The organism is Bradyrhizobium diazoefficiens, from assembly GCF_016616235.1.
GTDB classification, from domain to species: Bacteria; Pseudomonadota; Alphaproteobacteria; order Rhizobiales; family Xanthobacteraceae; genus Bradyrhizobium; species Bradyrhizobium diazoefficiens_H.
This window is the reverse complement of the sequence record NZ_CP067100.1, coordinates 2887184-2910912: the sequence shown is the minus strand read 5'-3', so window position 1 is coordinate 2910912 and position 23729 is coordinate 2887184. Positions and strand designations below refer to the sequence as shown.

The window sequence follows — 23729 nt, the reverse complement described above, 5'->3', positions numbered from 1 at the left end:
TATTGCCTTCATGCTAAGCGTGTGTGATATGGAAATTCGTTTTGAAAGTTGTTAGGGCAGGACATCCACGTGAGACCGACCGAAAGTGCTCTTTGCCGCGTTGTGCACGGAGAAATCGCAAGTCCTCCGTCCGTGCTGCCGAACTTCACTGATTTGTGCCGAAAGCGGTAGTGCGTGACGATTCCGAGAGAGGATGGGCATGGACCAGATAGTGTCCTCGCAGCCATCTGCACCGCCGGACGACGTTGCGGACGATCGGCAAACGCTGCGGACCTGCGCAGATTCGCCGGGATCTGTTCACCGCAAATATACCATCGTTCTCGTGCTTGCGGTTCTGATCGCGTATGGGCCGCTGCTCCTGACGGACCAAAGACTTTGGGACGACTGGACGCTGGTTTTGCTCGCCAGATCCGGCGACCTCTGGGAACTCTTCAAGCAATTGGGACGCCGCGATCAATTCCTGCTGGTGCAGCCGCTGGCGACCTACGGCACGGCGCGTGATTGCACGGCCGTCGTGTTGCTGCTCTCTGCGGCAATCGGGCCAGTGATTTATGCGATTGTTCGACGAGCCACCGCCTGGCCGCCTGTTGATGCCTTCTGGGCCGCGCTGCTCACGGTCCTGGTTCCTTTGAACCAGGCCCGTTTCTTCATATCGACAGCGCCATACGCGTTCTCGAGCCTGTTCTTCGTGCTCGCGCTCTTTCTGTTGTTGCTCGACCTCGACAAGCCCTCCTTCGGCCGGCGCGTGCTGATTCTGCTTCTGCTGTTTCTAGCGTTCTCGACCAATTCGTTTCTAGTGATGGGCTGGATCGCACCCGCGCTCGTTTTGCTTCACGAATGGCGCATGTCGAAGAACAGCACCTCGGTCCGAGACCGGATCAACGCGGCGACACGCTCGATCGCGGCGCGCAGCGAACTTCTGCTCGCGCCTCCGGCTTACTGGCTCGCCAAGAAGACATTTCAGCCGGCATATGGCCTCTTTGCGCAATACAATTCGTTCAAGATGGACCCTGTGACGGCGCTTGGACGCACGGTCACGACCCTGTTCGCGCAGGTCGGCATTGATACCACACTCCTGCTGCCAAACGGGTTCGATGCTGCCACACTCCTGCTGCCAAAGGGGTTCGATCTGTTGGAGATTGCCATTGCAGTGGCACTGATCGTCGCGCTGACGATCGCGATCGTTCGCATCTGGCACGTCCCGCTTGTCGCGAGTAGCGAGCAGCGTGGCGATCGCCCCGGGTTGGAGCGATGGATCGCCGTCATCGCGGCCTTCACCCTGTGCATCTCGGCACTCTTTCCATATGTGATGGTCGGCAACCCTCCGCGCTTCTCTGGATTGTGGGAGACACGCCATCAGACCACGCTGATGCTGGTGAGCGGCTTTACCATCGTTGCGATCTACCGCCTGCTGTTTCCGCGCCGTTTTTTTGCAAGGGCGGCAGTCGTCACCGCGATCGGGTTCCTGGTGCTGGATTTCTCGTTTATGCACCGGATGCTGGCGGATATTCTCGAGACCCGTCAGATTGCCGATCACTTCAGGCGAGAAGTACCGCCCAGCGGCACCATGATGTATGTGGTGGAGAATGACCGGACGTACCGGACGTTCGGTCGCTTCTTCCCGTTCTATGAATTGGCATGGCTCGTCAGAACCGGTCCAGGCAGCGGTCCGGTGTTGCCCCAATCCAATCAAGAGTTCATCAACCCTTCAGCCGGCGACTATGCCCAGGAACTCACTCCGAAAGTCGTCGCCACGCTGGTCGACCGCTGCAAGAAGTTGCGCGGCCATCCGGAGTACGGTTTCGGGGACTTCGTTTCCAACGGCCAGATTGAGACGGTCACCTTGACGGCAATCAGGCCCCGGCCAGGCCCGTTCGAAACGGCCTATCTCACCATTCGGGACCTCGGCCATGCGGAGCCGCGCCCGAGCGAACCGCAGATGGTCCGCGTTGACAGCAAGTCGGCCCCGATCGGGGGAGCCTGCCGATCTCCATGTTGTGGTGACGATTGACCTCGCAGCTGGGCGATCAACCGCAAGACCTAGCTCGCCAGGACCTTAGATGTTAACGAGGTCGTCTGCGCCACGCGTCCGCGCCGGGCTTCGGCCAGGCCAACTTGTGCCTTTCGTGAGACAAACGTGAAGACAATCAGCATCATCACGCCCTGCTACAACGAAGAGCTGAACGTGCGGGATTGCTATCAGGCGATCCGCCAGATCTTCGACAGTGAGCTCAAGGATTATCGGCGCGAGCACATCTTCTGCGACAATGCCTCCGACGACCGCACGATGGAGATCCTGCGCGAGATCGCAGCGCAGGATCCCGCGGTGAAGATCATCGTCAACGCGCGCAATTTCGGACCGCTGCGCAACACCTATAACGGCGTGATGGCGAGCAGCGGCGATGCTGTCCTCCTGTTCATGCCGGCCGATCTCCAGGACCCGCCCGAGCTGCTTCCGCAATTCGTCAGGCTGTGGGAGGCCGGCAACGAGATCGTCTACGGCATCCGCGCCGTCCGGGAAGAGAGCCGTCTGATGCGCGGGCTGCGCGACGCCTACTACCGCGTGCTGACCAGATTCTCCGAGCTCAAGGTGCCTCCGGGCGTCGGCGACTTCCAGCTCGTCGACAGGCGCGTCGTCGAAGCCATGCGCCATGTCCGTGACGCCTATCCGTTCATGCGGATGATGACATTCGAGTGCGGCGGCCGCATGGTCGGCGTGCCCTACACCTGGCGCGAGCGCAAGAAGGGGTTTTCGAAGAACCGCGCCGGCGCGCTGATCGACCAGGGCCTCAATGGGCTGGTATCCTTCACCACCGCTCCGGTCCGCTTCGGCCTGTTCGCGGGCTTCCTGATCTCGGCGCTGAGCATCGGCTATGCCCTCGTCAACTTCGTGATCGGCCTCGTCCTGTACCGGCAGCTCGCCGAGCCCGGCATCATCACCCTGATCGTCGCCATGTTCTTCTTCGGCGGCGTGCAGCTGTTCTTCATGGGCATGATCGGCGAATATGTGCTCGCGATCTACGGGCAGGTGCGCGAGAAGCCGGTGGTGTTCGAGCGCGAGCGCATAAATTTCGATCCGGCGGCGCCGCCCGGAACCTGACGCGCCTCAGCGCTTCGCCAGCGCCTGCTCGATCCGCGCGACGATCGCCCCGGCCGAGAGGCCGGCGGCATCGAGCAGCGCCTCGCGCGATCCTGCGCTCGAGGTCTTGCCGCCCTGCTCGGGAATGCCGATGCCGGTGACCGGCGGCCTTGTCGCATCGCCGGCAAAGGCGCCTGCGACCATGCTGAACAGGCCGCCGCGCAGGATGTGCTCCTCGAGCGTCACGATGAGCGATGCGTCGCGCACCGCGTCGCGGATCGCGGCCTCGTCGAGCGGCTTCAGGCAGGAGACGCCGACGACGCCGACGTCCCCGCCGCGCCCGGCCAGCGCCTCGGCTGCCTCCAGCGCGCGGGAGGCGATCGGGCCGGAGGCGAGGATGACGATGTCCCGTCCTTCCCGCAGAATCCGCGGCTTGCGTAAATCGGTTACCGCAGTGCCGAGATTCGGCTCGCCCTGCCGGCTGAGCCGCAGATAGGACGGTTTGCCGCTGCCTGCGATCAGATGCGTTGCGGCGCGCACCTCCTGGGGATCGCAGGGCACGAACACCTCGATACCGGGCAGCATCGACATGATCCCGGCGTCTTCCAGCGCGTGATGGGTGTAGCCCTGGCTGCCATAGGCATAGCCGGCGCCGACCGCCACGACCTTGACGTCGGCGCCGTGGTAGCAGACGTCGTTGCGGAGCTGCTCGAGGCAGCGCAGCGTCGGGAAGTTGCCGATCGAGTAGATGAAGACGGTCTTGCCCGACAGCGCGATCCCGGCGGCGATGCCCGCCATGTTCTGCTCGGCAACGCCGATGTTGAGATAGCGCTCGGGGAATTTCGCCGCGAACGGCTCCAGCACGGAATAACCGAGATCACCGCAGAGCAGCCAGATGTCGGGGTTTTCGCTTGCCGCCTGCGACAGGCTCTCGATGAACGTCGTCCTCATGCGCCGACCTCCGCCAGCGCCTGCGCCAGCAGTTCATCGGAGGGCGAGCGGTAGTGCCATTCGAGCTTGTTCTCCATGAAACTCACGCCCTTGCCCTTCACGGTGTGGGCGATCACCACGGTCGGCCGGCCCGATGGCGCCGGTACGCCGCCCAGCACGCGCTCGAGCGCAGCGACATCGTGGCCGTCGATCTCCTCGACCTGCCAGCCGAACGCCTTCCATTTCTCGGCGAACGGATCGAGGTTCAGCACCTCGGCGACCGACCCGAAACTCTGAATCTTGTTGAAGTCGACGATGACGCAGAGATTGTCGAGCTTGTGATGGGGCGCGAACAGGATGCCCTCCCAGTTCGAGCCCTCGTCGCATTCGCCGTCGCTGAGCAGGCAGAACACGCGGGCACCGCGACCTGCCGAGCGCGCCGCGAGCGCCATGCCGATCGCGATCGGCAGGCCATGGCCGAGCGAGCCGGTCGAGACCTCGACGCCGGGCACGGCGTGGCTGACGTGCCCGGTGAAGATCGACCCGTCGCGGCAATAGGTGTCGAGCTCGGCCAGCGAGAAGAAACCGCATTCGGCGAGCGTGGCGTACATGATCGCCGTGGCGTGGCCCTTGCTAAGTACGAAGCGATCGCGGTTCGCGGCTTGCGGCTCCGCGGGATCGAGACGCAGGATCCGCGTGTACAGCACCGCCAGGATGTCCGCCATCGAAAGGCAGCCGCCGATATGCGAGGCCTTGGCGGCATGCACCATCCGCAGCGCGTGGGCGCGGATGCGCCGCGCAAACTCCGTCGGCTCAGGAAGATTTGGTCGCGTCATGCCAGTCTACCGTCTCGCGTAGTCCCTGATCCAACGGCACTTCGGGCTTCCAGCCCAACGCGAGCATGCGCGAAACGTCCGCGGCCAGGATCATAACCTGATCGGGCCGGTACGCCAACTCACCGAAGCCGAGGCTTGCGCCGGGATCGACGAGATCGCGCAGCCGGCTCACCGTCTCGCGCAGCGGCGGCGCCTCCGGGCTGCCGACGTTGAAGATGCCGCTCGCAGCGTCGTGCATGAGCGTCAGCCGGAAGGCCGCGGCGGCATCGCGCGCGTGCAAAAATCCCCAGCGCTGCTCGCAAGCCGTCAGCGCCATGTGTTGTCCGGAACGCAGGTTCCGGATCATGCTTGGGATCAGCCAGTAGTCCGCATCCTTGGGACCATAGGTCGAGAAAATCCGCAGCCAGGCCGCGCGCACGCCCCGCTCCTCGCAAAGGCGCATCGCCATCGATCCGGCCGCGAGCTTGGCCATGCCGTAAAGGGTCGTCGGCCGCGGGACGTCGTCCTCGCGAATCGCGCGATCGTAAGGGCCGTATTCGGCCTGCGATCCGGCGCCGACGAAGGCTTTGGCGCCGGCCTCCGTGGCGAGCTCGGCAAGCTCGACCGTGTCGGTCACGTTGGCCGCCTGAAGGGGGCTGTTGCGGTCGCTGCCGGCGACGCCGCGCCAGGCCATGTGCACAACCGCCTGCGGCGCAAAGGCCTTGAGAGGCCCGCGCAGCCGGTCGAGATGCTCCAGAGCGCCCGGAATCACGTGCAGATGGTCATAGACGTCGGCAAGACGCCAGGAAGGGCTGTCCGGCCGCAGCAGGACGGCCACCTCGTGCCCCCGCGCCAGGAGGTCCGCAACGAGATAGGAGCCCAGAAAACCGCTCGCGCCGGTGACAAAAACCCGCATCGGCCCCGGGTAGATCAGCTACCCCGGCCCGTCAATGACCCGCTTCGCGCGCGCTACGGGTGCAGGCCGGTGTTTCCGTGCCGGTCGAGCCCGATCCGAACTTGATTATCCGGCCCATGCAGCTAAACGGGGGCTGGAATCGACGTTCGACGACACGAGGGGTAGACGCATGAGCGACTTCAGGCTGGCCATGGTTTCCGCGGGCTTCGAGCACGGCGGCAACGTCACCCATCGTCACTTCGACGGCCATCCCGACCTGCTGGTCTATCCCTTCGAGTCGCAGCTCGGCAACCGCAACTTCAACGACTTCCTCGCCTCGGTCGAGCGCGTGCAATACCGCTATCCCGAATTCCCGGAAGGGCTGACCGCGACCGAGCTCTACGAGCAGATGATCGACGAGGAGCTGAAGACGTTCCTGCGCAAGCGCAACGGCTCCAAGTTCCGCGATGCCGACTGCGTGCTGGACGAGAAAAAGCGTGTCGCCGAATTCGTCCGGCTGTGCGGCGAGGCGCCGATCCCGCGCCGCAAGGTGATCGAGGCCTTCTTCCGCTCGACCTTCACGGCTTGGGAGAACTACTACACGAGGCCGCGCCCCGGCATGGTGCATGTCGGCTACTCGCCCGCCATTGGCATCGACGCCGACCGCATGGTGCGCGACTTCCCCAATGTCCGCATCCTGCACATCGTGCGCAATCCGTTCTCGGCCTATCGCGACACCAAACGTCGTCCGTTCCCGCAGCCGCTGTCCAAGTACCTGATCACCTGGAACATCTATCACTCGACCGTCGAGATGTTCGCCAAGATGTATCCCGAGAACGTGCGCATCTTCCGCTACGAGGACCTCGTCGATGACAAGCGCAAGTTCATGACCGAGGCGGCCAGCTTCATCGGCGTGCCGTTTGCCGACAGCATGCTCTATCCGAGCTGGAACGGCGTCGAGATCAAGGACTCCATCGCGCCCTGGGGCACCGTGCTCAAGAGCACCAAGGACTACAACCAGGCCGTGATCCAGGAGCTCTCGGACGAGGAGCGCAAGCAGATCGCGCAGGGCACTGCCGCGCTGGCCCGCCATTTCGGCTACGACCAGATCGACTATCTGAGCCCGCTCTATCGTGCTGGGTAAGATCGCGTTCTTCGAAGCCGACGACCGTCCCGACATCGCCGCCGATCGCGCGCGCATCCTGCCCGCGCTACGACAGCAGCTGCCATCATCCGGCCGCAATGCCGTCGTGACGCCGGTCCTCGGCGGCACACTCGGCATCTGCTTCGATGCGGAGATCGCCGGCGAGAAGCGGTTTCTGAAGACGCATCTTCCCGATGCCGCCGCGCGCGCCAGCCTGGCCAGGGAAGCCGATATTCTCGAACGGCTCTACGGCAAGGCGATCGTGCTCGATCGTTTCGAGGTCGCGGTTGCGGACGGAATGAGCCGGCTGTGCCTGTTGATGCCGGCGCTCGCGCCGCTCACAGGCCCGATGCAATCGGCGGATGCCGCCGCGATGGCGCGCGAATGCAGCGAACGGCTCGGCGGCTGGCGGTCGGATGATCTCCCTTCGTTTGAGCACTATCTGGCCTCCGCCAAACGCGCCCTGAACATCCTTTCGGACCGCGGCCTGCTGGATCAAGCAAGTGCAGCCGAAGTGAGCCGTCTGATCAGACTACTCGGAGATCGCTTCGCGGATCTGCCCGCAACGCTCTGCCACGGCGACTTCGGACCGAAGAACATCATGCTCGAGGGCATGGCAGCGCGCGTCATCGACTGGGAGGACGCGTTTCTCGGCATCGCCGGCTACGACTATCTCTACTGGCTGACCTTCATGGAGAACCGGCCGTTTCTGCAAACGGCAGCCTTCGGCCGAACCGGCCTTGCGCCCGAGATCGAGCGCGCGATCCTCGCGCTCGTCGTCCTGCTCAAATCCTATCTGGCGGTCTGCTCGGGCGCGTATCTGAAGCACGCGGTGTCGGCGCAGGCGCGCATCACCGAGATTCTGGAGCTGCGCTGATCACCCGCCCCGCGCAGCGCCGACGACTTGGTCGAGCTGATCGAGCGAGAATGCGCGCAGGTCCCGCCCCTCGCGCAGCGCCTTGTACCAGTCGACGGTCAGGCGAAGGCCCTGCGCCAGACCAAGCCGCGGCGTCCAGCCGAGCTCGCTGCGGGCCTTGGCGCAGTCGAGGCGGAGATAGGCGGCTTCGTGCGGATGCGGACCGGCATCGGCGGTCCAGCGCGCACCGTCGCCCCACAGCTTGATCAGATGCTCGACCACGGTCCCGACCGGGACTTCGCTCGCAGCATCGGGACCGAAATTCCACCCGCCGATGAAGCGCTCCTCGCCCGCCAGCCGCTCGACCAGCGTGAGATAGCCGAGCACCGGATCGAGCGCGTGCTGCCAAGGCCGCACCGAATTGGGGTTACGGATGCGTAAGGGTTCGCCGGCGAGGAAGGCCTGCATCGCATCGGGCACCAGGCGGTCGCGCGCCCAGTCGCCGCCGCCGAACACATTGCCGGCCCGTGCGGTCGCGACGCGCGCCGCGCCCTTCGCTCTAAAGAAGCTGTGGCGATAGGAGTGCGTCACCAACTCGGCGCAGGCCTTGCTGTTGCTGTACGGATCGTCGCCGCCGAGGCGGTCGCCCTCGCGGAAGGCGGTGCCTGCGCCGTCGTTCTCGTAGCATTTGTCGCTGGTGACGTTCAGGATCACCTGCACGCGAGCCAGCTGCCGCGCCGCCTCCAGCACATGCACGGTGCCCATCACGTTGGTCGCAAACGTCTCGACCGGCTCCTCGTAGGACGGCCGCACCAGCGCCTGCGCCGCCATGTGGATGACGATGTCGGGCGCGGCCTCAGCCATTGCGGCGCGTAAGGTGGAGAGGTCGCGGATGTCGGCGATGCGGTGCTTGATGTCGTCGGCGATCCGCGCCGTCACGAACAGCGAGGATGGATGCGTCGGCTCGAGCGCATAGCCGTAGACGCTGGCCCCGAGGCGGTGCAGCAGCAGCGAAGCCCAGGCGCCCTTGAAGCCGGTGTGGCCGGTGAGAAAGACCTTCTTGCCGCGCCAGAATGCCGGATCGATCACCAGATTCTCCACTTGGCGCGGCCATTCGCCCACTCGCCCTCGAGGAAGTTGCGATCGCGCAGCGAGTCCATCGGGTGCCAGAAGCCGGGATGCACATAGGCGCGCAGATCGTCGCCGCGCACGAGCTGCTCCATCGGTTCGCGCTCCCAGATCGTCTTGTCGCCGGCGATCAGCTCGCCGACCGACGGCGACAGCAGGAAGAAGCCGCCATTGATCCAGCCGCCGTCGTCGTTCGGCTTCTCCTCGAAATTGACCACCCGGTCGCCCTCGATCGCGACCGCGCCGAATCGTTTTGCGGGCCGCACCACCGAGACGGTCGCCCGCCGCCCATGCGCCTTGTGGAAGGCGATCTCGGCGGTCAGATCGATGTCGGCGACGCCGTCGCCATAGGTCAGCGCAAACAACGGTTCGTTCGCGACGTAGGGCAGCACCCGCTTCAGCCGGCCGCCGGTCTGGGTATCTTCGCCGGTATCGACCAGCGTGACCCGCCAGGGCTCGGCGGTTTCGCGATGCACCTCCATCCGGTTCTCGGCGAGATGGAAGGTGACGTCGGACATGTGCAGGAAGTAGTTCGCGAAGTACTCCTTGATCATGTAGCCGCGGTAGCCGAGGCAGATCACGAAATCATTGAAGCCGTAATGGCTGTAGATCTTCATGATGTGCCAGAGGATGGGCCGGCCGCCGATCTCGACCATCGGCTTCGGCCGCGTGCTGGTCTCTTCGGCGATTCGGGTGCCCAGACCTCCGGCGAGAATTACAACCTTCATTCACCTGGCTCCAAACGGGGACGTGCGTCCCCTTGCATACCCGACGGCTTCTATACGAACCGGAAACAGCTGGAAAACTGTCCGGACACGTCCCTATTGAGGATTTTCGACAGTAGTATGTTACCAGCAAGTAACCCTATTGGCGTTTCCTCCCGTAGCCGATACCACTCTGCGGCCGCGGGCAAGCACCGGTCGCGCCGTCCAAGACCCACCTGGAACCGATAATGCCGTTTGAAAGCTACAAGAATAGCCGCATCCTCGTGACCGGGGGCGCCGGCTTCATCGGATCGCATATCTGCGAGCGGCTGCTCGAGGCGGGCGCCGAGGTGGTGTCCGCGGACAATTACTTCACCGGCAGCCGGCGCAACATCGCCCATCTGATCGCAAATCCGCTGTTCGAGGCCGTCAGGCATGACGTCACCTTCCCGCTCTACATCGAGGTCGACGCGATTTTCAACCTGGCCTGCCCGGCCTCGCCGATCCACTACCAGCGCGATCCCGTGCAGACCACCAAGACCTCGGTGCACGGCGCCATCAACATGCTGGGCCTTGCCAAGCGGCTGAAGGCCCGCATCTTCCAGGCCTCCACCAGCGAGGTCTATGGCGATCCGCTGATCCATCCGCAGACCGAGGATTATTGGGGCAACGTCAACCCGATCGGCATCCGCTCCTGCTACGACGAGGGCAAGCGCTGCGCCGAGACGCTGTTCTTCGACTATTGGCGCCAGCACGGCCTGCCGATCAAGGTCGCGCGCATCTTCAACACCTACGGCCCGCGCATGCAGCCCAATGACGGGCGCGTGGTATCGTCCTTCATCGTCCAGGCGCTCAAAGGCGAGCCGATCACCGTGTTCGGCGACGGCGGGCAGACACGCTCGTTCTGCTATGTCGACGACCTCGTCGAGGCGATTCTGCGGCTGATGCTCACCGGGGAAGACGTCACCGGCCCGATCAATCTCGGCAACAATTCCGAGTTCACCATCCGCGAGCTCGCGGAAAAGGTCATCAAGCTGACGGGCTCGCGCTCCAGGCTGGAGTTCAAGCCGCTGCCGCAGGACGATCCGCGGCAGCGCCAGCCCGACCTCGCCAAGGCCAAGGCGGTGCTGAACTGGGAGCCGAAGGTCGCGCTCGAGGACGGCCTCAAGGAGACGATCGCCTATTTCAAGCACTCGCTCGAAATCGCCTGATTCCGCTCGCAACTCACGTCATCCGCAAGCGAGCCCATCCGCCATGAGCGCACCGTCCGGCATCATCCAGAACCTGCGGCTGCGGCTGGATTCGAAAGCCGCGCTGACGGTCCTGGTGCTGCTGCACAGCGCCGTCGCGTGCCTGTCGCTGATCAAGGCTGCGGCCTTCGAGCCCTATATCCACTTCAGCGTCGAGCGCCTCTCGATCGCGGTTGCAGTCGCAGTTGCTTTCTCCGTGGTCTCGCTGCTGTTCGCCGCGGCGCGCTTCAGCTTCGGCTATTTTATCGGCTTCTACTTCTACACGATGATCCTGGGCTTTCTGTGGATCGACGTCTTCTCCGAATACAGCTACCCGCGATTGCTCGCCGGACTTTCGGCGGCGTTGTCGCTGGTGCTCTTCCTGCTGCCCGTGCTGTTCGTCCGAGCGCCGTTCCCGCAGCTCGTCACATTGTCGAATGCCCGCTTCGAGCATCTGCTCACGCTGATCCTGGTGGTCTCGATCGGCACCATCGCCGTGGCCGCCACCTACAATTTCCGCCTGGTCTCGATCGCGCACATCTACGACTACCGCGACACGCTCGAATTCCCGGGGGCAGTGCGGTATCTCACGGGCTGGGCTTCCAGCATCCTGCTGCCGTTCGCCTTTGCCTGCTACTGGCTGCTCGGCCAGCGCTGGCGCGCCGTACTGGTGCTGGTCCTGCTGCTGTTCTTCTACCCGATCACGCTGACGAAGTTCGCGTTCTTCACGCCGGCCTGGCTGATCGCGCTGGCCGTGCTGTCGCGCCTGCTGCAGGCGAGAGCCTCGGTGATCACATCGATCTTGGTGCCGATGCTGATCGGTCTCGTCATAATGGCCGTGACGGGCGCCGCCCTCAACAGCACCCTCGGCCGATATTTCGACATCGTGAACATCCGGATGATGGCGACGGCGTCGAGCGCGCTCGACATCTACAACCATTTCTTCGCAAGCCATCCGCTGACCTGGTTCTGCCAGATCTCCGCGCTCAAGCCGCTGATGCATTGCCCCTACGAGGAGCCGCTGGCGGTGGTGATGCAGAACACCTACGGCTTCGGCAACCTCAATGCGTCGCTGTTCGCGACTGAAGGCGTCGCCTCCGTCGGCCTCTATCTGGCGCCCCTGACCGCGCTCGCATCGGGCCTTGTGCTGGCGCTTGGCAACCGCGCGTCGGCCGGGCTTTCGCCTCGCTTTGTCCTGATGTCATCAGGCGTGCTGCCGCATGTTCTGCTCAACGTGCCGCTGTCGGTCGCCATGCTCACCCATGGCATCGCCATCCTGTTCCTGCTCTGGTACGTGACGCCGCGCAGCCTGTTCGAACCGAAGCCGTGACGCCGTGCGCATCCTGATCCTCAACGCCGACTATCCGCGCTTCCTGTCCTGGCTCTACCGGCGGCGGCCCGGGCTCGAGAATGAGCCTTATGCCGCGCAAATGGCGTCGCGGAATGCCAGCCTGTTCGGCGTGGCCGATTTCTACTCGCGCAATTTCGCCGGCCTCTCGCACGTCGCCGCCGACATCCACGTCAACAATCCCTGGATGCGGACGGCCTGGGCACGCGAGCACGGCGTTGCCGTCACGGAGCCGCCGCCATCAGGCGCCCCCGCTGCGCGCGACGCCGTTCCAGGCTGGCTGCAACGCGCGGTCGCGCCGTTCAAGCCGGTGCTGCGGCCGCTCGCGCGCAAGGTCGGGCTCAGCCCGCGGCTCGACGCGGAAGCTGAAAAGATCCTGCTGGCGCAGATCGAGGACTTCAAACCCGATCTCGTCCTCAACCAGGACCTGTTTCACGTCGACACGCGCCTGGCGCGGCGGATCAAGCAAATCGGCCGCCCGATCCTGGTCGGCCAGGTCGGCATCTCGCCCTCGCGCGGCGAGGACTGGTCGGTCTACGACCTCATGATCTCGCAGATGGGCGCTGTGGTGGAGTTTTTCCGTTCGCACGGGGTGCGCGCCGGAGTGGTCCATCTCGCCTTCGAGCCCGGGATCCTCGATGTGCTGCCGCCGCAGCCGTCGCAAAATTTCGACGTGACCTTCGTCGGCGCCGTCTCGGCGGATCACCAGCTCCGCGTCGCACAGCTCGAGGCGGTGGCGCGGCGCTACGATCTCAAACTGTTCGGCAGCGGGCTGCAAAGTCTTCCCGCCTCCTCGCCGCTCCACCGCTGCTATCAGGGCGAGGTGTGGGGCGTGGAGATGTACCAGGCGCTGCGCGCTTCGCGCGTCACGCTCAATTCGCATATCGACATGGCCGGCCGCGAGGCCGGCAATGCCCGCCTGTTCGAAGCGACCGGCGTCGGCGCATTCCTGCTCACCGACTTCAAGGACAATCTGCACACGCTGTTCGCGCCCGACCGCGAGGTTGCTGCGTGGCGCACCATCGAGGACTGCCTTGCCATGATCGATCGGTATCTCGCCGATGATACGGCGCGTCTGTCCATTGCAAGGGCGGGACAGGCCAGGACATTTGCCGCCCACACCTTCCGCCGGCGTGTCGAAGAGATCCTCAGCCACGTCAGCTAAATCCGCACTGGCGGCGCTACGATTGTCAAATTCCGTCCGCCCTTGACGGTCCTTGCCAAAATGGCCAAAGTGCACGGCGGGATAGCTATCTCACTCTAATCACAGCGGTTTTTGTCGAGGCTCAGGATGGAACACGTCGAACATGTTCGATTCGGCGACCAGCTCTACGCGATCATCGTGCGCGCCTCGTTCCGCGAGCCGGGTATCCATTTCTTTTCGACGCCGGAACTGTCGCAGCAACTCGCCTTCATGAGCCATCCGAAGGGCAAGAGCATCGAGCCGCATCGCCACAACAAGGTGACGCGGGAGGTGCACTACACCCAGGAAGTTCTCTTGATTCAGAAGGGCAAGCTCCAGGTCGATTTCTACACCGTCGAGGAAAAATATCTCGAAAGCCGCGTGCTCGGCGCGGGCGACCTGATCCTGTTGTGCAGCGGCGCCCACGGCTTCCAGGTGCTCGAGCCACTCGAGATGTTCGAGGTCAAGCAGGGTCCCTATTCCGGCGAGAACGACAAGACCCGCTTCCCCGAAGCCGCGCCGTCCGAAATCCGGATCAAGGGCCCAGGTCTGTGAGCACGTTGGTGAGCACGCCTGTGAGCGCCCCGTTCATTCCCGTCAACACGCCGCTGCTCGACGGCAACGAGGCCGACTATCTCGCCGAATGCGTTCGCACCGGATGGATCTCGTCGGAAGGACCGTTCATCAAGCGCTTCGAGCAGGCGATGGCCGAGGCAGCGGGGCGGCGCCACGGCATCGCCGTGACCAACGGCTCGGTCGCGCTCGACATCGCCGTTCATGCCCTCGGACTCGAGCAAGGCTCCGAGGTCATCATTCCGACCTTCACCATCATCAGCTGTGCCGCCGCGATCGTGCGCGCCGGCCTCGTGCCCGTCGGGGTCGACTGCGATGCCGCCACCTGGAACATGACCGCCGAGCGCGTGGAAGCCGCGATCACGCCGCGCACGCGCGCGATCATGCTGGTTCACATCTACGGCCTGCCGGTCGATCTCGATCCGATCATGGCGCTGGCGCGCAAGCACGATCTGAAAGTGATTGAGGATGCCGCCGAGATGCACGGCCAGACCTATCGCGGCAAACCCTGCGGCAGCTTCGGCGACCTCTCGACTTTCAGCTTCTATCCCAACAAGCACGTCACGACCGGTGAAGGCGGCATGATCCTCACCGACGACGACGCGCTCGCCGATCGCCTGCAAGGCTATCGCAACCTCTGCTTCCAGCCGCAGCAGCGTTTCGTCCACGAGGAACTCGGCTGGAACGCGCGCATGACCAACCTTCAGGCGGCGCTCGGCGTCGCCCAGGTCGAGCGCCTGCCGCGCATGGTCGAGCTCAAGCGCCGCATCGGCCGGCTCTATGACGAGCATCTCGGCGGCCTCAACAGCATCCGCCGCCCGGTGGCACGGACCAGCTACGCGGACAACATCTACTGGGTCTACGGCGTCGTGCTGAACGACGACGTGGCGTTCGACGCCAAGGAGGCGATGCGCCGCCTGGCTGCGAAGGGCATCGGGACGCGGCCGTTCTTCTGGTGCATGCACGAGCAGCCGGTGCTGCGCCGGATGGGCCTGATGCGCGGCGAAAGCCATCCGAACGCGGAATACATCGCCCGGCGCGGTTTTTACCTGCCGAGCGGCCTTGCCCTGACCGACGACGAGATCGCGCGCTCGGCGCAGGCGCTGCAGGAGATTTTGGCGTGACTGTCTTCGCCGACTACGCGCCCTGGTATGACCTCCTCTATCAGGACAAGGATTACGCGGCGGAGACGGCGTTCGTCGAAGCGCGCCTGCGCGATTGCGGCGTTGCCTCCGGCAAGCTGCTCGATCTCGGCTGCGGCACCGGCCTGCACGCGCTCGCTTTCGCCCGCAACGGGTGGAGCGTTGCGGGCATCGATCTCAGCCACGAGATGATCGCGAGCGCGAAGGCGCGCGCCGCAAAGGCCGGACTCTCGATTCCGTTCCGGCAGGGCGACGCGTGCGAGACCGGCCCCGAACGCGATTTCGATGCGGTGGTGTCGCTGTTCCACGTCGCGAGCTACCAGACCAGCCGCGATGCGCTGGTGGCGATGTTCCGCACCGCTTATGCCGCGCTGAAGCCTGATGGCGTGTTCTTGTTCGACTATTGGTATGGCGGCGCCGTGCTGGCACAGGGCGTCGAGACCCGCGTCAAAGTGATCGAGCAGGCGCCGCTCCGCCTGACCCGCATCGCGCAATCCGACCATGACGAGCGGGCTGCGGCCGTCACCGTGAACTACACACTGTTCTGCGAGGACACGAAGAACGCCACCATCCGCAGGGTCGATGAAGCGCACCATATGCGCTATTGGTTTCCATTCGAGATCGACGCGGCGCTTGCCGCGAGCGGCTTCCAGCCTGCCGCTCACGCCGCCTGGCTGACACAGGACGCGCCGAATTTGAAGAATTGGGCAGCCTACGCGGTGGCCCGAAAGAGCGTCGTGCCGTGAGACCGTTGCGGCTTGCCGTGATGCTGGAGCAGGCGCTCGAACTCGGCGGCGGGTTCCAACAGCCGCTCAACGACCTGCTCTGGCTGCGCGAATGGGCCGCGCAATCTGGCAACGAGATCGTGGTGTACTCGCCCTACCCGAAGACCCTGGCGATCCTGAAGGAGTTCGGCATCGAAGGTCGCCTGCGCAAGTTCGGGTTCTTCGACCACTTCTTCTTATTCCTGAAATATTGCGGCCCCTACGATCTCCTCCAGATCGCGCTGGAGCTGAAATCGCCGTTCGAGCGCGCGCTGATCCGCGACGGCATCGACGTCGTGCATTTCACCTCGACCTCGAAGCGGCATTTGCTGCTGTACGAGCTGCCCTTCATCATCACCATCTTCGACGGCTGCCATCGCGATGCGCCGGAGTTTCCGGAGGTCCGCACCTTCGGCGAATTCGAGCGCCGCGAGATCCTGTTTCGCCTTGCCAGCACCAAGGCGGTCGCGGTGATCGTCAATGCGCCCGAGTTGATCGACGATCTCTGCCGTCGCTATGCCATGGAACGGGAGCGCGCGATCTGCATCCCGTTCTCGCCTTCGACCTATGTCGCGAAATCCGCGCCCGATGCAGCGGCTGATGCGGCCGTGCTGGCGAAATACGAGCTCAACCCGGGCTACCTGTTCTATCCGGCGCAATTCTGGCCGCACAAGAACCACGTCACGCTGCTCGCCGCGCTGGCCCTGCTGCGCGAGCAGGGCATCACCGAACGGCTGGTGCTGTGCGGCTCCAATCGCAGCGGTCGCGACAAGATCGACGCGGCGATCCGGAGCTACGGATTGTCCGATCAGATCTCGATCATCGGCTTCGTCGAGTCGGCCGAGCTCGCCGCGCTCTACCGCGGCGCTTCCGCGCTGGTGATGCCGAGCTATTTCGGCCCGACCAATCTGCCGCCGCTGGAAGCCTGGGCGGTCGGCACGCCCGTGATCTACCCCGAAGCCTTCAAGGCCCAGGCCGGCGATGCCGCAATCCTGTTCGACTATGACGATCCGCGCTCGCTCGCGGATGCGATTGTCAGCCTCCGCACCGACGGCACGCGCGAGCGGCTGCGCGCGGCCGGTCAGGCGCGGCTCGAGCAGTTCGCAAAGGAGACCGAAGCCGGCCGCGAGCAATTCGCCCTTGACCTGGTACGGCTGAAGCACAGGCTGGCTCTGATACCGCGCTAGCTCGAGCCAGGCGCTTTCACCAAGCTGCCTACTCAAGACCTTCGAGAATCTCTCCGGCGCGCTTCATCGAAAAATCATATGCTGCCTGATCGAAGGACGGGCTTCCCCGCATCATGTATCCGTGGAGCACGCCGGGAAATATGTGCACTTCAACATTGTCCATCGACGCCGCTAAACCGCGATACGCGTCCAGCACCTCGACCGGCGCGCGATTGTCCGCGTCGCCCCAAATGAAGCAGACTTGCTGGCGAACGCCGACCAGCTCGTCAACGTAGTCCAGCATCTGAGATCCGTGGCAGCAGATGCCGGCGGCATAGCCTAGTCGCTTCGGCCCGAGGATCGCGTACGGACCGCCGTAGCAAAACCCCATGAGCGCCGCCAGACCATTGAACTGCGGGATCGTGCCGAGATGCCTCAAGGTATCGCTCATATCGTCTTCGCCGGCCTTGATGTGCTCAAGGCGCGGCTGCGCACGCTGAGCCGCGCGCGCGTCGTTCCGCGGCAGCGGGCCGGCGATCGAACGCCAGAACAAATCTGGCACCGCGGCGATGAAGCCGCAGGCAGCCAGCTCGTCGGCGATTGCGCGCATGTCGGTATCCACGCCATGAATGGCGGAAGCAATCACAACGGCAGCAATGGGCTTTTCAGACTCGGGCGTGACCAGATAGCAATCGAACGCGCCGCCGCTTTTCGCGCAAATCTTGCTGAACCTCCCCTGCATGTCCAATCCAACACTTGATCTGAGATAGAGGCCAACGTCGGGTTTTTGCTGGGATAGGCGGCATGGAGGCTGCGGCCGTCTGCAGCCTCGTCGCGCTACTCCAGTCGGATCTTCGCGAGGCCGATCACTTTTGCCCACTTCTGGGTTTCACTGGCCATGATCCCGCCGAAATCGGCAGGCGAGCCGGCCAGTCCCGTCGCATCGAGGCTACGGAGGTGCATCTTGAATGTAGAATCGGCCAATGCGGCGTTAGCCTCCTTGTTGAGCCGATCGATCGTCTCGGTTGGCGTGTGTTTGGGCGCGCCGAGGCCGAACACCGAACTCGCCTCGTAACCGGGCACGAATTCGCCGATGGTTGGCACATCTGGCAGCGCTTCGGATCGCGCCGTCGTCGTGATCCCGAGCGCGCGCAGCTTGCCGCTGCCGATGTACCCGATCGATGTCGCCACGTTCGCAAAGACGACCTGCACCTGTCCGCCGAGCAGATCCGTGATCGCGGGCGCCACGCCTCGATAGGGCACATGCTGAAGATCGAGCCCACCAGCCTCCTGCTTGAACAGTTCCGCGGCGATGTGGGTGATCCCGCCTACACCGCCCGAGCCATAGGAAAGTCTGCCGGGATTGGCTTTGGCATAGGCGATGAACTCTGGAATTGTATGCGCCGGAACCGATGGATGTATCGTCATCACCAGGGCGCCACGGGTCAGGCTGGCGACTGGCGCAATATCCCGCAGGAAATTGAAATCGAGATTTTCGTAAAGCGTCGCATTGATCGCGTTGGGTGAACCGACCAGCAGCAGAGTGTAGCCGTCCGGAGGCGCATGCACGACCGCATCAGTGGCGATATTGCTTCCCGCTCCGGGACGGTTTTCCACGACAAATGGCTGGCCAAGCCGCTCCGCGCACCACTGCCCGATCAGTCGCGCAAGGATGTCATTTGGGCCGCCCGCGGCGAAGCCGACCACGATCCGTACCGGGCGCGAAGGGTAAGTGTCCGCACAAGCGAGGCCCGACAGCAGAGCTGGGGCGGTCACTCCCATTGCAAGGCGCAGAAATCGGCGTCGGGAGTGGGGCATGGGCTTTGTTCCGTCGTACCTGCGCTTGCGCCGGCTCTCTTCACCCAGCGAGGATAGTTGATGCCATCATAAGCGCATAAGGCTATTATCTGATGAGATCATCTCAAAACAGACATGGGTGCTCGCATGCAGCTGAGCGATCGCATCGGCAAACGAATGAAGCTGCAGGACCTGCATGTGCTGATGGCGGTGGTGCAGGCCGGCAGCATGGGCAAGGCGGCGGTCATGCTCAACACCACCCAGCCGAATATTTCGCGATCGATCGCGGAGCTCGAGCTTGCATTCGGCGTCCGCTTGTTGGATCGCCACCGGCGCGGAATCGAGCCGACCGAGTGCGGGCGCGCCCTGCTCGACTGCGGCGCCGCCGTTTTCGACGAACTGCGCCGGGGCGTGAAGAGCATCGAATTTCTGGCCGATCCCACCGCCGGAGAAGTGCGGATTGGAAGCACGGCCTTTCTGGCCGCGAGCTTTGTTTCCGCTCTCGTGGATCGGCTCTCCCGGCGTCATCCACGGATCAGATTTCAGCTCGTGGCCGGCTACATGGAGACATTGTACCGCGACCTGAGCGAGCGCAAGGTCGACCTGCTGATCATGCGGAGCAGCGGCCCGATTGCTGACGAGCGGCTGCATTTCGAATTTCTCTATGAAGACCATTATGTCGTGGCGGTAGGTGCAAAAAATGCATGGGCACGGCGGCGCAACATCCAGCTCTCCGATCTGGCCGAGGAGCATTGGGTCCTTCCACCGCGCGAGAGCGTGATCGGATCGATCGTCACGCAAGCCTTTCGCGCGGGCGGAATCGAGTATCCACGCGCAACGGTGGTCACTGATTCCCCCCATATGCGGGTCAGCCTGCTGGAGACAGGGCGGTTCATCACGGTTTTCCCGGCTTCCGCCCTGAAATTTCTCACGAGGGGCTCGGCGCTAAAGGTCTTGTCCGTCAAACTACCGGCCGCACGTCGACCAAATGGGATCGTCACCGTTAAGGATCGCGCCGTCAGCCCGGTCGCACAGCTCGTCATTGACGGCGCCCGTGAGCTCGCAAACCCAACAGCGAAACGCAAGTGACATACGGTAAGTCTGCTTGTGCGTCTGACGACATCGCCGGTTGTGAGCGCGAGCCTTACGCAGGGATCATCGCCTTGAGGCGCAGGCGCAGCGCCCGGCTCAGCAGCGGGCTTGCCAGCACGCCGACCACCGCCAGCCAGATCGTGCATGCGAGCACGAAATGCACGAGCCCGCTCCCCGGCATGAGCGAGGTGATCGCGAGGCCGGTCAGCCAGCCCGCAGCCACGATGGCGACGGCGGCGAGCGCCAGGCATGCGAGATGCCGCAGCGGGTGACGTAAGGTCTGCTCCATGATGACGCGCGCCAGCAAGCCGAACTGGACCAAGACGTCGCTTGCGACGACGGCGAGCGCCGCGCCGAGCGGACCAAGCCGCGGGACCAATGCGAAGGACAGCGCCAGGAAGACGACGAGCTGCAGTCCCTTGGTGCGGATCAGGAGCTCGCCGCGATTGCTGTGATTGGCAAAGACGAGCGCGAGCAGCGACGGCGCGACCGCGGCGGAGCCGAGCAGCAGCGTCACCGTGAGCGGCCCGTCATAGGGAATGGTGCCGTGGGTCCACAGCGCGAAGAATTCGGGCCAGAACGGCAACAGGCCGCCGACGATCAGGCAGGCGAGCGCCGTCACGAACACCGAGCCCTGCGCGTAGAGCCGCCGCAGCCTCTCCTTGTCGCCGATGGCGTAGTCGTGACCGAGCTCGGGGGCTAGCGGCAAGGCCGCTTGGAGACAGAGCCCGCGCACGAGGCTCGCGATCACGCGCGTCAGGCCCCATTGCGCCACCGCGACGCGGTTCGTGACCAGCGCGGAAACCAGCAGGACCGGCACGTTGATGAGCGCAAGCTCGGTGATGTTGGCGACCGCGAACGGGAACGCGCGCAAAAGCTGCCCGATGCACCAGCGCCAGGACGGCAGGTTGAGCGGCGGCCTGCCGGCGCGGCGCAAAAAAGGAAACAGGCGTGGCGCATCGTACGCGACCATGAACACGGTGAACAGCAGTTGCATCGAGACGAACGCGATCGCAATTGACAGCAGGCTGCCGAACATCGCGAGCGCCATGACCTGCGCGATCTGGCCGAGCAGCAGCGCAGCATTCTGCTGCCAGACGGTGCGGCCGTAATGGCCGCGCACGCGATAGAGGCCGGAGGCGAGGTTGGCCGGCAACGTCAAGAGCATGCCGAGCGTCATCACCAGCATCGCCGCATCGAATGTCGGCATGGCGTGGAAGCCGAGCACATCCGATGGCGGGGCAAGATAGATCGCCGCGCAGAGGAGGATGCCGAGCACCGCGACAATGGCGAGATAGATCCGCAGCATGGAGCGGTAGAAACTGGCCGTGCGCCCGTCGCAGTCGGTAGAGGACTTGAAGGCGAGGAAACGGTTGATGGCGCGGAGCTGCAATCCGGCATCCGCCACGACAATCAAGCCGCCGGCCGCGTAGATCGCGAGCCACGCCGCAAGCATCTCGCCACTCCAAACGTGCAGGAAGGCCGGAATCAGCAAGAGCTGCTGGGTCAGGCCCAGCATCATCTGGACGAGGTTTGCGGACCAGCCCTGAAGCAGTCGGCGGGCGCGGCCGACGCCGCCGGATCCGCCCGATCCCTCGGTCTCACCTGGCGCGTCAATTTGCGTGTCGGTCAAGCCGCATCCTTCCCGGCAAGGCCCGGCGCGCCATCGCCGGTTGATTCCCGCACCGAAAGCCGCCAGTTTGACGCCATCGGATTGGACGTTGAAGGCGCGTCTTAAGGCGGTTAGACAGCTTAGGCAATGGCATCCGAATTCATCCCCTTCAACCGGCCCCATGTCACAGGCAAGGAGCAGGCCTATATCGGGCAGGCCCTGAACAGCCATATCTTGTCGGGCGACGGCGCCTTTACGCGGCGCTGCCACTAATGGCTGGAGCAACGCACCGGTTCTGCCAGGGCGCTGCTGACGCACTCCTGCACCTCCGCGCTCGACCTCGCCGCGATCCTGCTCGACCTCAGAAGCGGTGATGAGGTCATCATGCCCTCCTTCACTTTCGTCTCGACGGCCAACGCCTTCGTGCTGCGCGGCGCGATTCCCGTCTTCGTCGGCATCCGCGAGGACACGCTCAATCTCGACGAGCGCGAGGTCGAGGCGGCCGTCACCTCGCGCACCCGCGCGATCGCGCCGGTGCACTATGCCGGCATCGCCTGCGAGATGGATCCGATTCTGTCGATCGCGAGGCGCCATGATTTGCGCGTCGTCGAGGACGCGGCGCAGGGCATCATGGCGAGCTACAAGGGCACGCCGCTCGGCGCCATCGGCGACCTCGGCAGCTTCTCGTTCCACGAGACCAAGAACATCATGTCGGGCGAGGGTGGCGCGCTGCTGGTGAACGATCCCGCCCTCAGCCTTCGCGCCGAGATCATTCGCGAGAAGGGCACCGATCGCGGCCGCTTCTTCCGCGGCGAGGTCGACAAATACACCTGGCAGGACGTCGGCTCGTCGCTGCTGCCGAGCAATCTGACCGCCGCCTTCCTGTGGGCCCAGTTGGAGGACGCCGAGCGCATCACGCGCGAGCGGCTCGCGATCTGGGACAGGTACCACGCCATGCTGGCGCCGCTCGAGCAGCGCGGGCTGCTGCGCCGGCCCATCGTGCCCGGCCATTGCACGCACAACGGCCATCTCTATTACGTGCTGCTGCCGCAAGGGACGAAGCGCGACGACGTGCTTGGCAAGCTGCGGGCGGCGGAGATCCAGGCGGTGTTTCACTACGTGCCGCTGCATTCCGCGCCAGCCGGAATGCGGTTCGGCCGCACCCATAGCGATCTCGCCCGCACCACCGAACTCTCCGAGCGCCTGATCCGGCTGCCGTTCTGGATCGGACTCACAGAAGCGCAGCAGCAGCGGGTCTGCGACACACTCGGCGCGATCCTCGGGAGATAATTCTTACAGCCCGTCGGACTCGCCGTTCTTCGGCGTGGAGCGCGGCACGAAGGGCGCGAAGGACGTATCGGTTGTGGCCGGCATCGTCAGCGTGCCGCCGGCATCGGGCGGCATGGCACCGGCCACGGGCTTGTTGGCTCCGGGGGCAGCCGCCGGCGTTCCGTCCGGCTTCTGGAGCGCCAAAATCTCGCTGCGCTCGCCCTGCTTGAACGTCACCTCGCGCGGCTGCACCGAGGTCAGCGACCAGCCGCCCAGCGTGTCGCCCTGGCGCAGGCGCACCACCTTCTGGTCGGTGCGGTTGACGAGGATCGCGATCGCATCGCCCTCACCCACCACGGCCCCGACCAGCAACAGCGGCGGCGGCGCCTCGGCCGGCTTGGGCGGCGGCGGCGCCGTCACCTCCTCGACCGGAGAGGCGGCAACCGCGCGCGGCGGCGGCCGGCGCGAGGCCGAGAAGATCGGGCGCTCCTGGGTCACCGTCAGCGCCGAAAACGGCACCGCCCAAAGCGGATTGCCGCGGGGGACGGGTTTGCTGACCGGCTGCGCCGGGCGCGCGAGCGGCCGCACCGCGCCGACATCGACGCTTTCGGCGGGGCTGGCCGCGGCCTCGTCGGACAGGATATCCATGCGCGAGGAGGTCGCGGCCGAGGTCGCGGCAATGCCCAGCACCGCGCACAGCGCAGCCAATCCCATCGCTCGAAGCCAGGCGGACATCGACTTCCCTTGATTCGTTGCCGCCGGCGCGCGGCAGGCCATTCGCAGCAAACTAGGCTTGAAGCGCCCGACCATCAACCCGCCTCGACGGCGCTGAAGGCGCCATATCGCGATCCCTGCATATGTTGCGATGCATGAAAATGTTGCCCAATGGTCGCGATCGCCGAAATTGCTTAGGGAACAGGCAGGAAGAAGGAGCAATTCAATCGCCGTTCATTGCGAGACGCCGTGGCGCCATGAGATTGTGGCGTGGGCGCGCCGCCACGCG

The 23729-nt window shown here is 64.5% G+C and carries 23 protein-coding genes; 14 read left to right on the top strand and 9 right to left on the bottom strand.

Features of this window, described 5'->3' with window-relative positions; genetic code table 11:
• Positions 1–199 precede the first annotated feature (199 nt).
• Entirely contained in the window at positions 200–2011 is a 1812-nt protein-coding gene (locus tag JJB99_RS13745; protein WP_200499251.1) for a hypothetical protein, read from the top strand.
• 126 nt (positions 2012–2137) lie between these two features.
• The gene (locus tag JJB99_RS13740; protein WP_200499250.1) at positions 2138–3100 is read left to right on the top strand and encodes a glycosyltransferase family 2 protein; all 963 of its coding nucleotides are present in this window, start codon (positions 2138–2140) and stop codon (positions 3098–3100) included.
• A 6-nt stretch (positions 3101–3106) separates the two neighbouring features.
• Here the strand turns inward: JJB99_RS13740 and JJB99_RS13735 are convergent, their stop codons facing one another.
• The 3 genes from JJB99_RS13735 to JJB99_RS13725 are packed head-to-tail and all read right to left on the bottom strand — an operon-like array spanning position 3107 to position 5740.
• A complete protein-coding gene (locus tag JJB99_RS13735; RefSeq protein ID WP_200499249.1) occupies positions 3107–4030 on the bottom strand; it encodes a transketolase family protein in 924 nt (307 codons plus the stop codon).
• Complete coding sequence (locus JJB99_RS13730; RefSeq protein WP_200499248.1) at positions 4027–4845, bottom strand: transketolase; 819 nt, start codon at positions 4843–4845, stop codon at positions 4027–4029. The genes JJB99_RS13735 and JJB99_RS13730 overlap by 4 nt, the downstream gene beginning before the upstream one ends.
• On the bottom strand, positions 4823–5740 hold the full coding sequence (locus JJB99_RS13725) for an NAD-dependent epimerase/dehydratase family protein (RefSeq protein ID WP_200499247.1): 918 nt from the start codon (positions 5738–5740) through the stop codon (positions 4823–4825). The genes JJB99_RS13730 and JJB99_RS13725 overlap by 23 nt, the downstream gene beginning before the upstream one ends.
• 169 nt (positions 5741–5909) lie before the next feature.
• Between JJB99_RS13725 and JJB99_RS13720 the strand changes: the two genes are divergently transcribed.
• Together JJB99_RS13720 and JJB99_RS13715 are read left to right on the top strand one after the other, a co-directional pair.
• Positions 5910–6863 carry a sulfotransferase family protein gene (locus JJB99_RS13720; RefSeq protein ID WP_200499246.1) on the top strand — a complete coding sequence of 318 codons (954 nt, stop codon included), beginning with the start codon at positions 5910–5912 and terminating at the stop codon, positions 6861–6863.
• Positions 6853–7740 carry a phosphotransferase family protein gene (locus JJB99_RS13715; protein WP_200499245.1) on the top strand — a complete coding sequence of 296 codons (888 nt, stop codon included), beginning with the start codon at positions 6853–6855 and terminating at the stop codon, positions 7738–7740. The genes JJB99_RS13720 and JJB99_RS13715 overlap by 11 nt, the downstream gene beginning before the upstream one ends.
• Here JJB99_RS13715 and rfbG read toward each other — a convergent pair whose 3' ends face one another.
• Positions 7741–8808: a CDP-glucose 4,6-dehydratase gene (gene rfbG, locus JJB99_RS13710; RefSeq protein WP_200499244.1), complete on the bottom strand. Its 1068-nt coding sequence runs from the start codon at positions 8806–8808 to the stop codon at positions 7741–7743.
• Positions 8805–9575 carry a glucose-1-phosphate cytidylyltransferase gene (gene rfbF / locus JJB99_RS13705; protein ID WP_200499243.1) on the bottom strand — a complete coding sequence of 257 codons (771 nt, stop codon included), beginning with the start codon at positions 9573–9575 and terminating at the stop codon, positions 8805–8807. The genes rfbG and rfbF overlap by 4 nt, the downstream gene beginning before the upstream one ends.
• Positions 9576–9799: 224 nt before the next feature.
• Here rfbF and JJB99_RS13700 point away from each other — a divergent pair, with 224 nt between their 5' ends.
• From JJB99_RS13700 to JJB99_RS13670, 7 genes are all read left to right on the top strand, one after another.
• Positions 9800–10762, top strand: a complete 963-nt coding sequence (locus JJB99_RS13700) for a UDP-glucuronic acid decarboxylase family protein (protein ID WP_200499242.1) — start codon at positions 9800–9802, stop codon at positions 10760–10762.
• Positions 10763–10805: 43 nt separating this feature from the next.
• Positions 10806–12110: a hypothetical protein gene (locus JJB99_RS13695; protein WP_200499241.1), complete on the top strand. Its 1305-nt coding sequence runs from the start codon at positions 10806–10808 to the stop codon at positions 12108–12110.
• 4 nt (positions 12111–12114) lie between these two features.
• Entirely contained in the window at positions 12115–13293 is a 1179-nt protein-coding gene (locus tag JJB99_RS13690; protein ID WP_200499240.1) for a CgeB family protein, read from the top strand.
• 126 nt (positions 13294–13419) lie between these two features.
• A complete protein-coding gene (locus JJB99_RS13685) occupies positions 13420–13866 on the top strand; it encodes a cupin domain-containing protein (RefSeq protein WP_200499239.1) in 447 nt (148 codons plus the stop codon).
• Positions 13867–13874: 8 nt separating this feature from the next.
• Complete coding sequence (locus JJB99_RS13680) at positions 13875–15008, top strand: DegT/DnrJ/EryC1/StrS family aminotransferase (protein ID WP_246775243.1); 1134 nt, start codon at positions 13875–13877, stop codon at positions 15006–15008.
• Positions 15005–15772 (top strand): class I SAM-dependent DNA methyltransferase, encoded by a 768-nt coding sequence (locus JJB99_RS13675; RefSeq protein ID WP_200499238.1) that lies wholly within the window; start codon positions 15005–15007, stop codon positions 15770–15772. The genes JJB99_RS13680 and JJB99_RS13675 overlap by 4 nt, the downstream gene beginning before the upstream one ends.
• On the top strand, positions 15769–16977 hold the full coding sequence (locus JJB99_RS13670) for a glycosyltransferase (protein ID WP_200499237.1): 1209 nt from the start codon (positions 15769–15771) through the stop codon (positions 16975–16977). The genes JJB99_RS13675 and JJB99_RS13670 overlap by 4 nt, the downstream gene beginning before the upstream one ends.
• Before the next feature lie 28 nt (positions 16978–17005).
• Here the strand turns inward: JJB99_RS13670 and JJB99_RS13665 are convergent, their stop codons facing one another.
• A complete protein-coding gene (locus JJB99_RS13665) occupies positions 17006–17698 on the bottom strand; it encodes a dienelactone hydrolase family protein (protein WP_200499236.1) in 693 nt (230 codons plus the stop codon).
• Between the two features lie 95 nt (positions 17699–17793).
• The gene (locus tag JJB99_RS13660) at positions 17794–18774 is read right to left on the bottom strand and encodes a Bug family tripartite tricarboxylate transporter substrate binding protein (RefSeq protein ID WP_200499235.1); all 981 of its coding nucleotides are present in this window, start codon (positions 18772–18774) and stop codon (positions 17794–17796) included.
• Between the two features lie 126 nt (positions 18775–18900).
• Here JJB99_RS13660 and JJB99_RS13655 point away from each other — a divergent pair, with 126 nt between their 5' ends.
• The gene (locus tag JJB99_RS13655) at positions 18901–19842 is read left to right on the top strand and encodes a LysR family transcriptional regulator (RefSeq protein ID WP_200499234.1); all 942 of its coding nucleotides are present in this window, start codon (positions 18901–18903) and stop codon (positions 19840–19842) included.
• A 55-nt stretch (positions 19843–19897) separates the two neighbouring features.
• Here the strand turns inward: JJB99_RS13655 and JJB99_RS13650 are convergent, their stop codons facing one another.
• Complete coding sequence (locus JJB99_RS13650; RefSeq protein ID WP_200499233.1) at positions 19898–21478, bottom strand: lipopolysaccharide biosynthesis protein; 1581 nt, start codon at positions 21476–21478, stop codon at positions 19898–19900.
• Positions 21479–21604: 126 nt separating this feature from the next.
• On the opposite strand from JJB99_RS13650, the gene JJB99_RS36945 reads away from it, so the two are divergent.
• Both JJB99_RS36945 and rffA read left to right on the top strand, forming a co-directional pair.
• On the top strand, positions 21605–21730 hold the full coding sequence (locus JJB99_RS36945; RefSeq protein WP_433995769.1) for a hypothetical protein: 126 nt from the start codon (positions 21605–21607) through the stop codon (positions 21728–21730).
• Between the two features lie 3 nt (positions 21731–21733).
• On the top strand, positions 21734–22747 hold the full coding sequence (gene rffA, locus JJB99_RS13645) for a dTDP-4-amino-4,6-dideoxygalactose transaminase (RefSeq protein ID WP_433995787.1): 1014 nt from the start codon (positions 21734–21736) through the stop codon (positions 22745–22747).
• Positions 22748–22750: 3 nt separating this feature from the next.
• Here rffA and JJB99_RS13640 read toward each other — a convergent pair whose 3' ends face one another.
• Entirely contained in the window at positions 22751–23461 is a 711-nt protein-coding gene (locus JJB99_RS13640) for a hypothetical protein (protein ID WP_200499232.1), read from the bottom strand.
• Between the last annotated feature and the right edge of the window lie 268 nt (positions 23462–23729).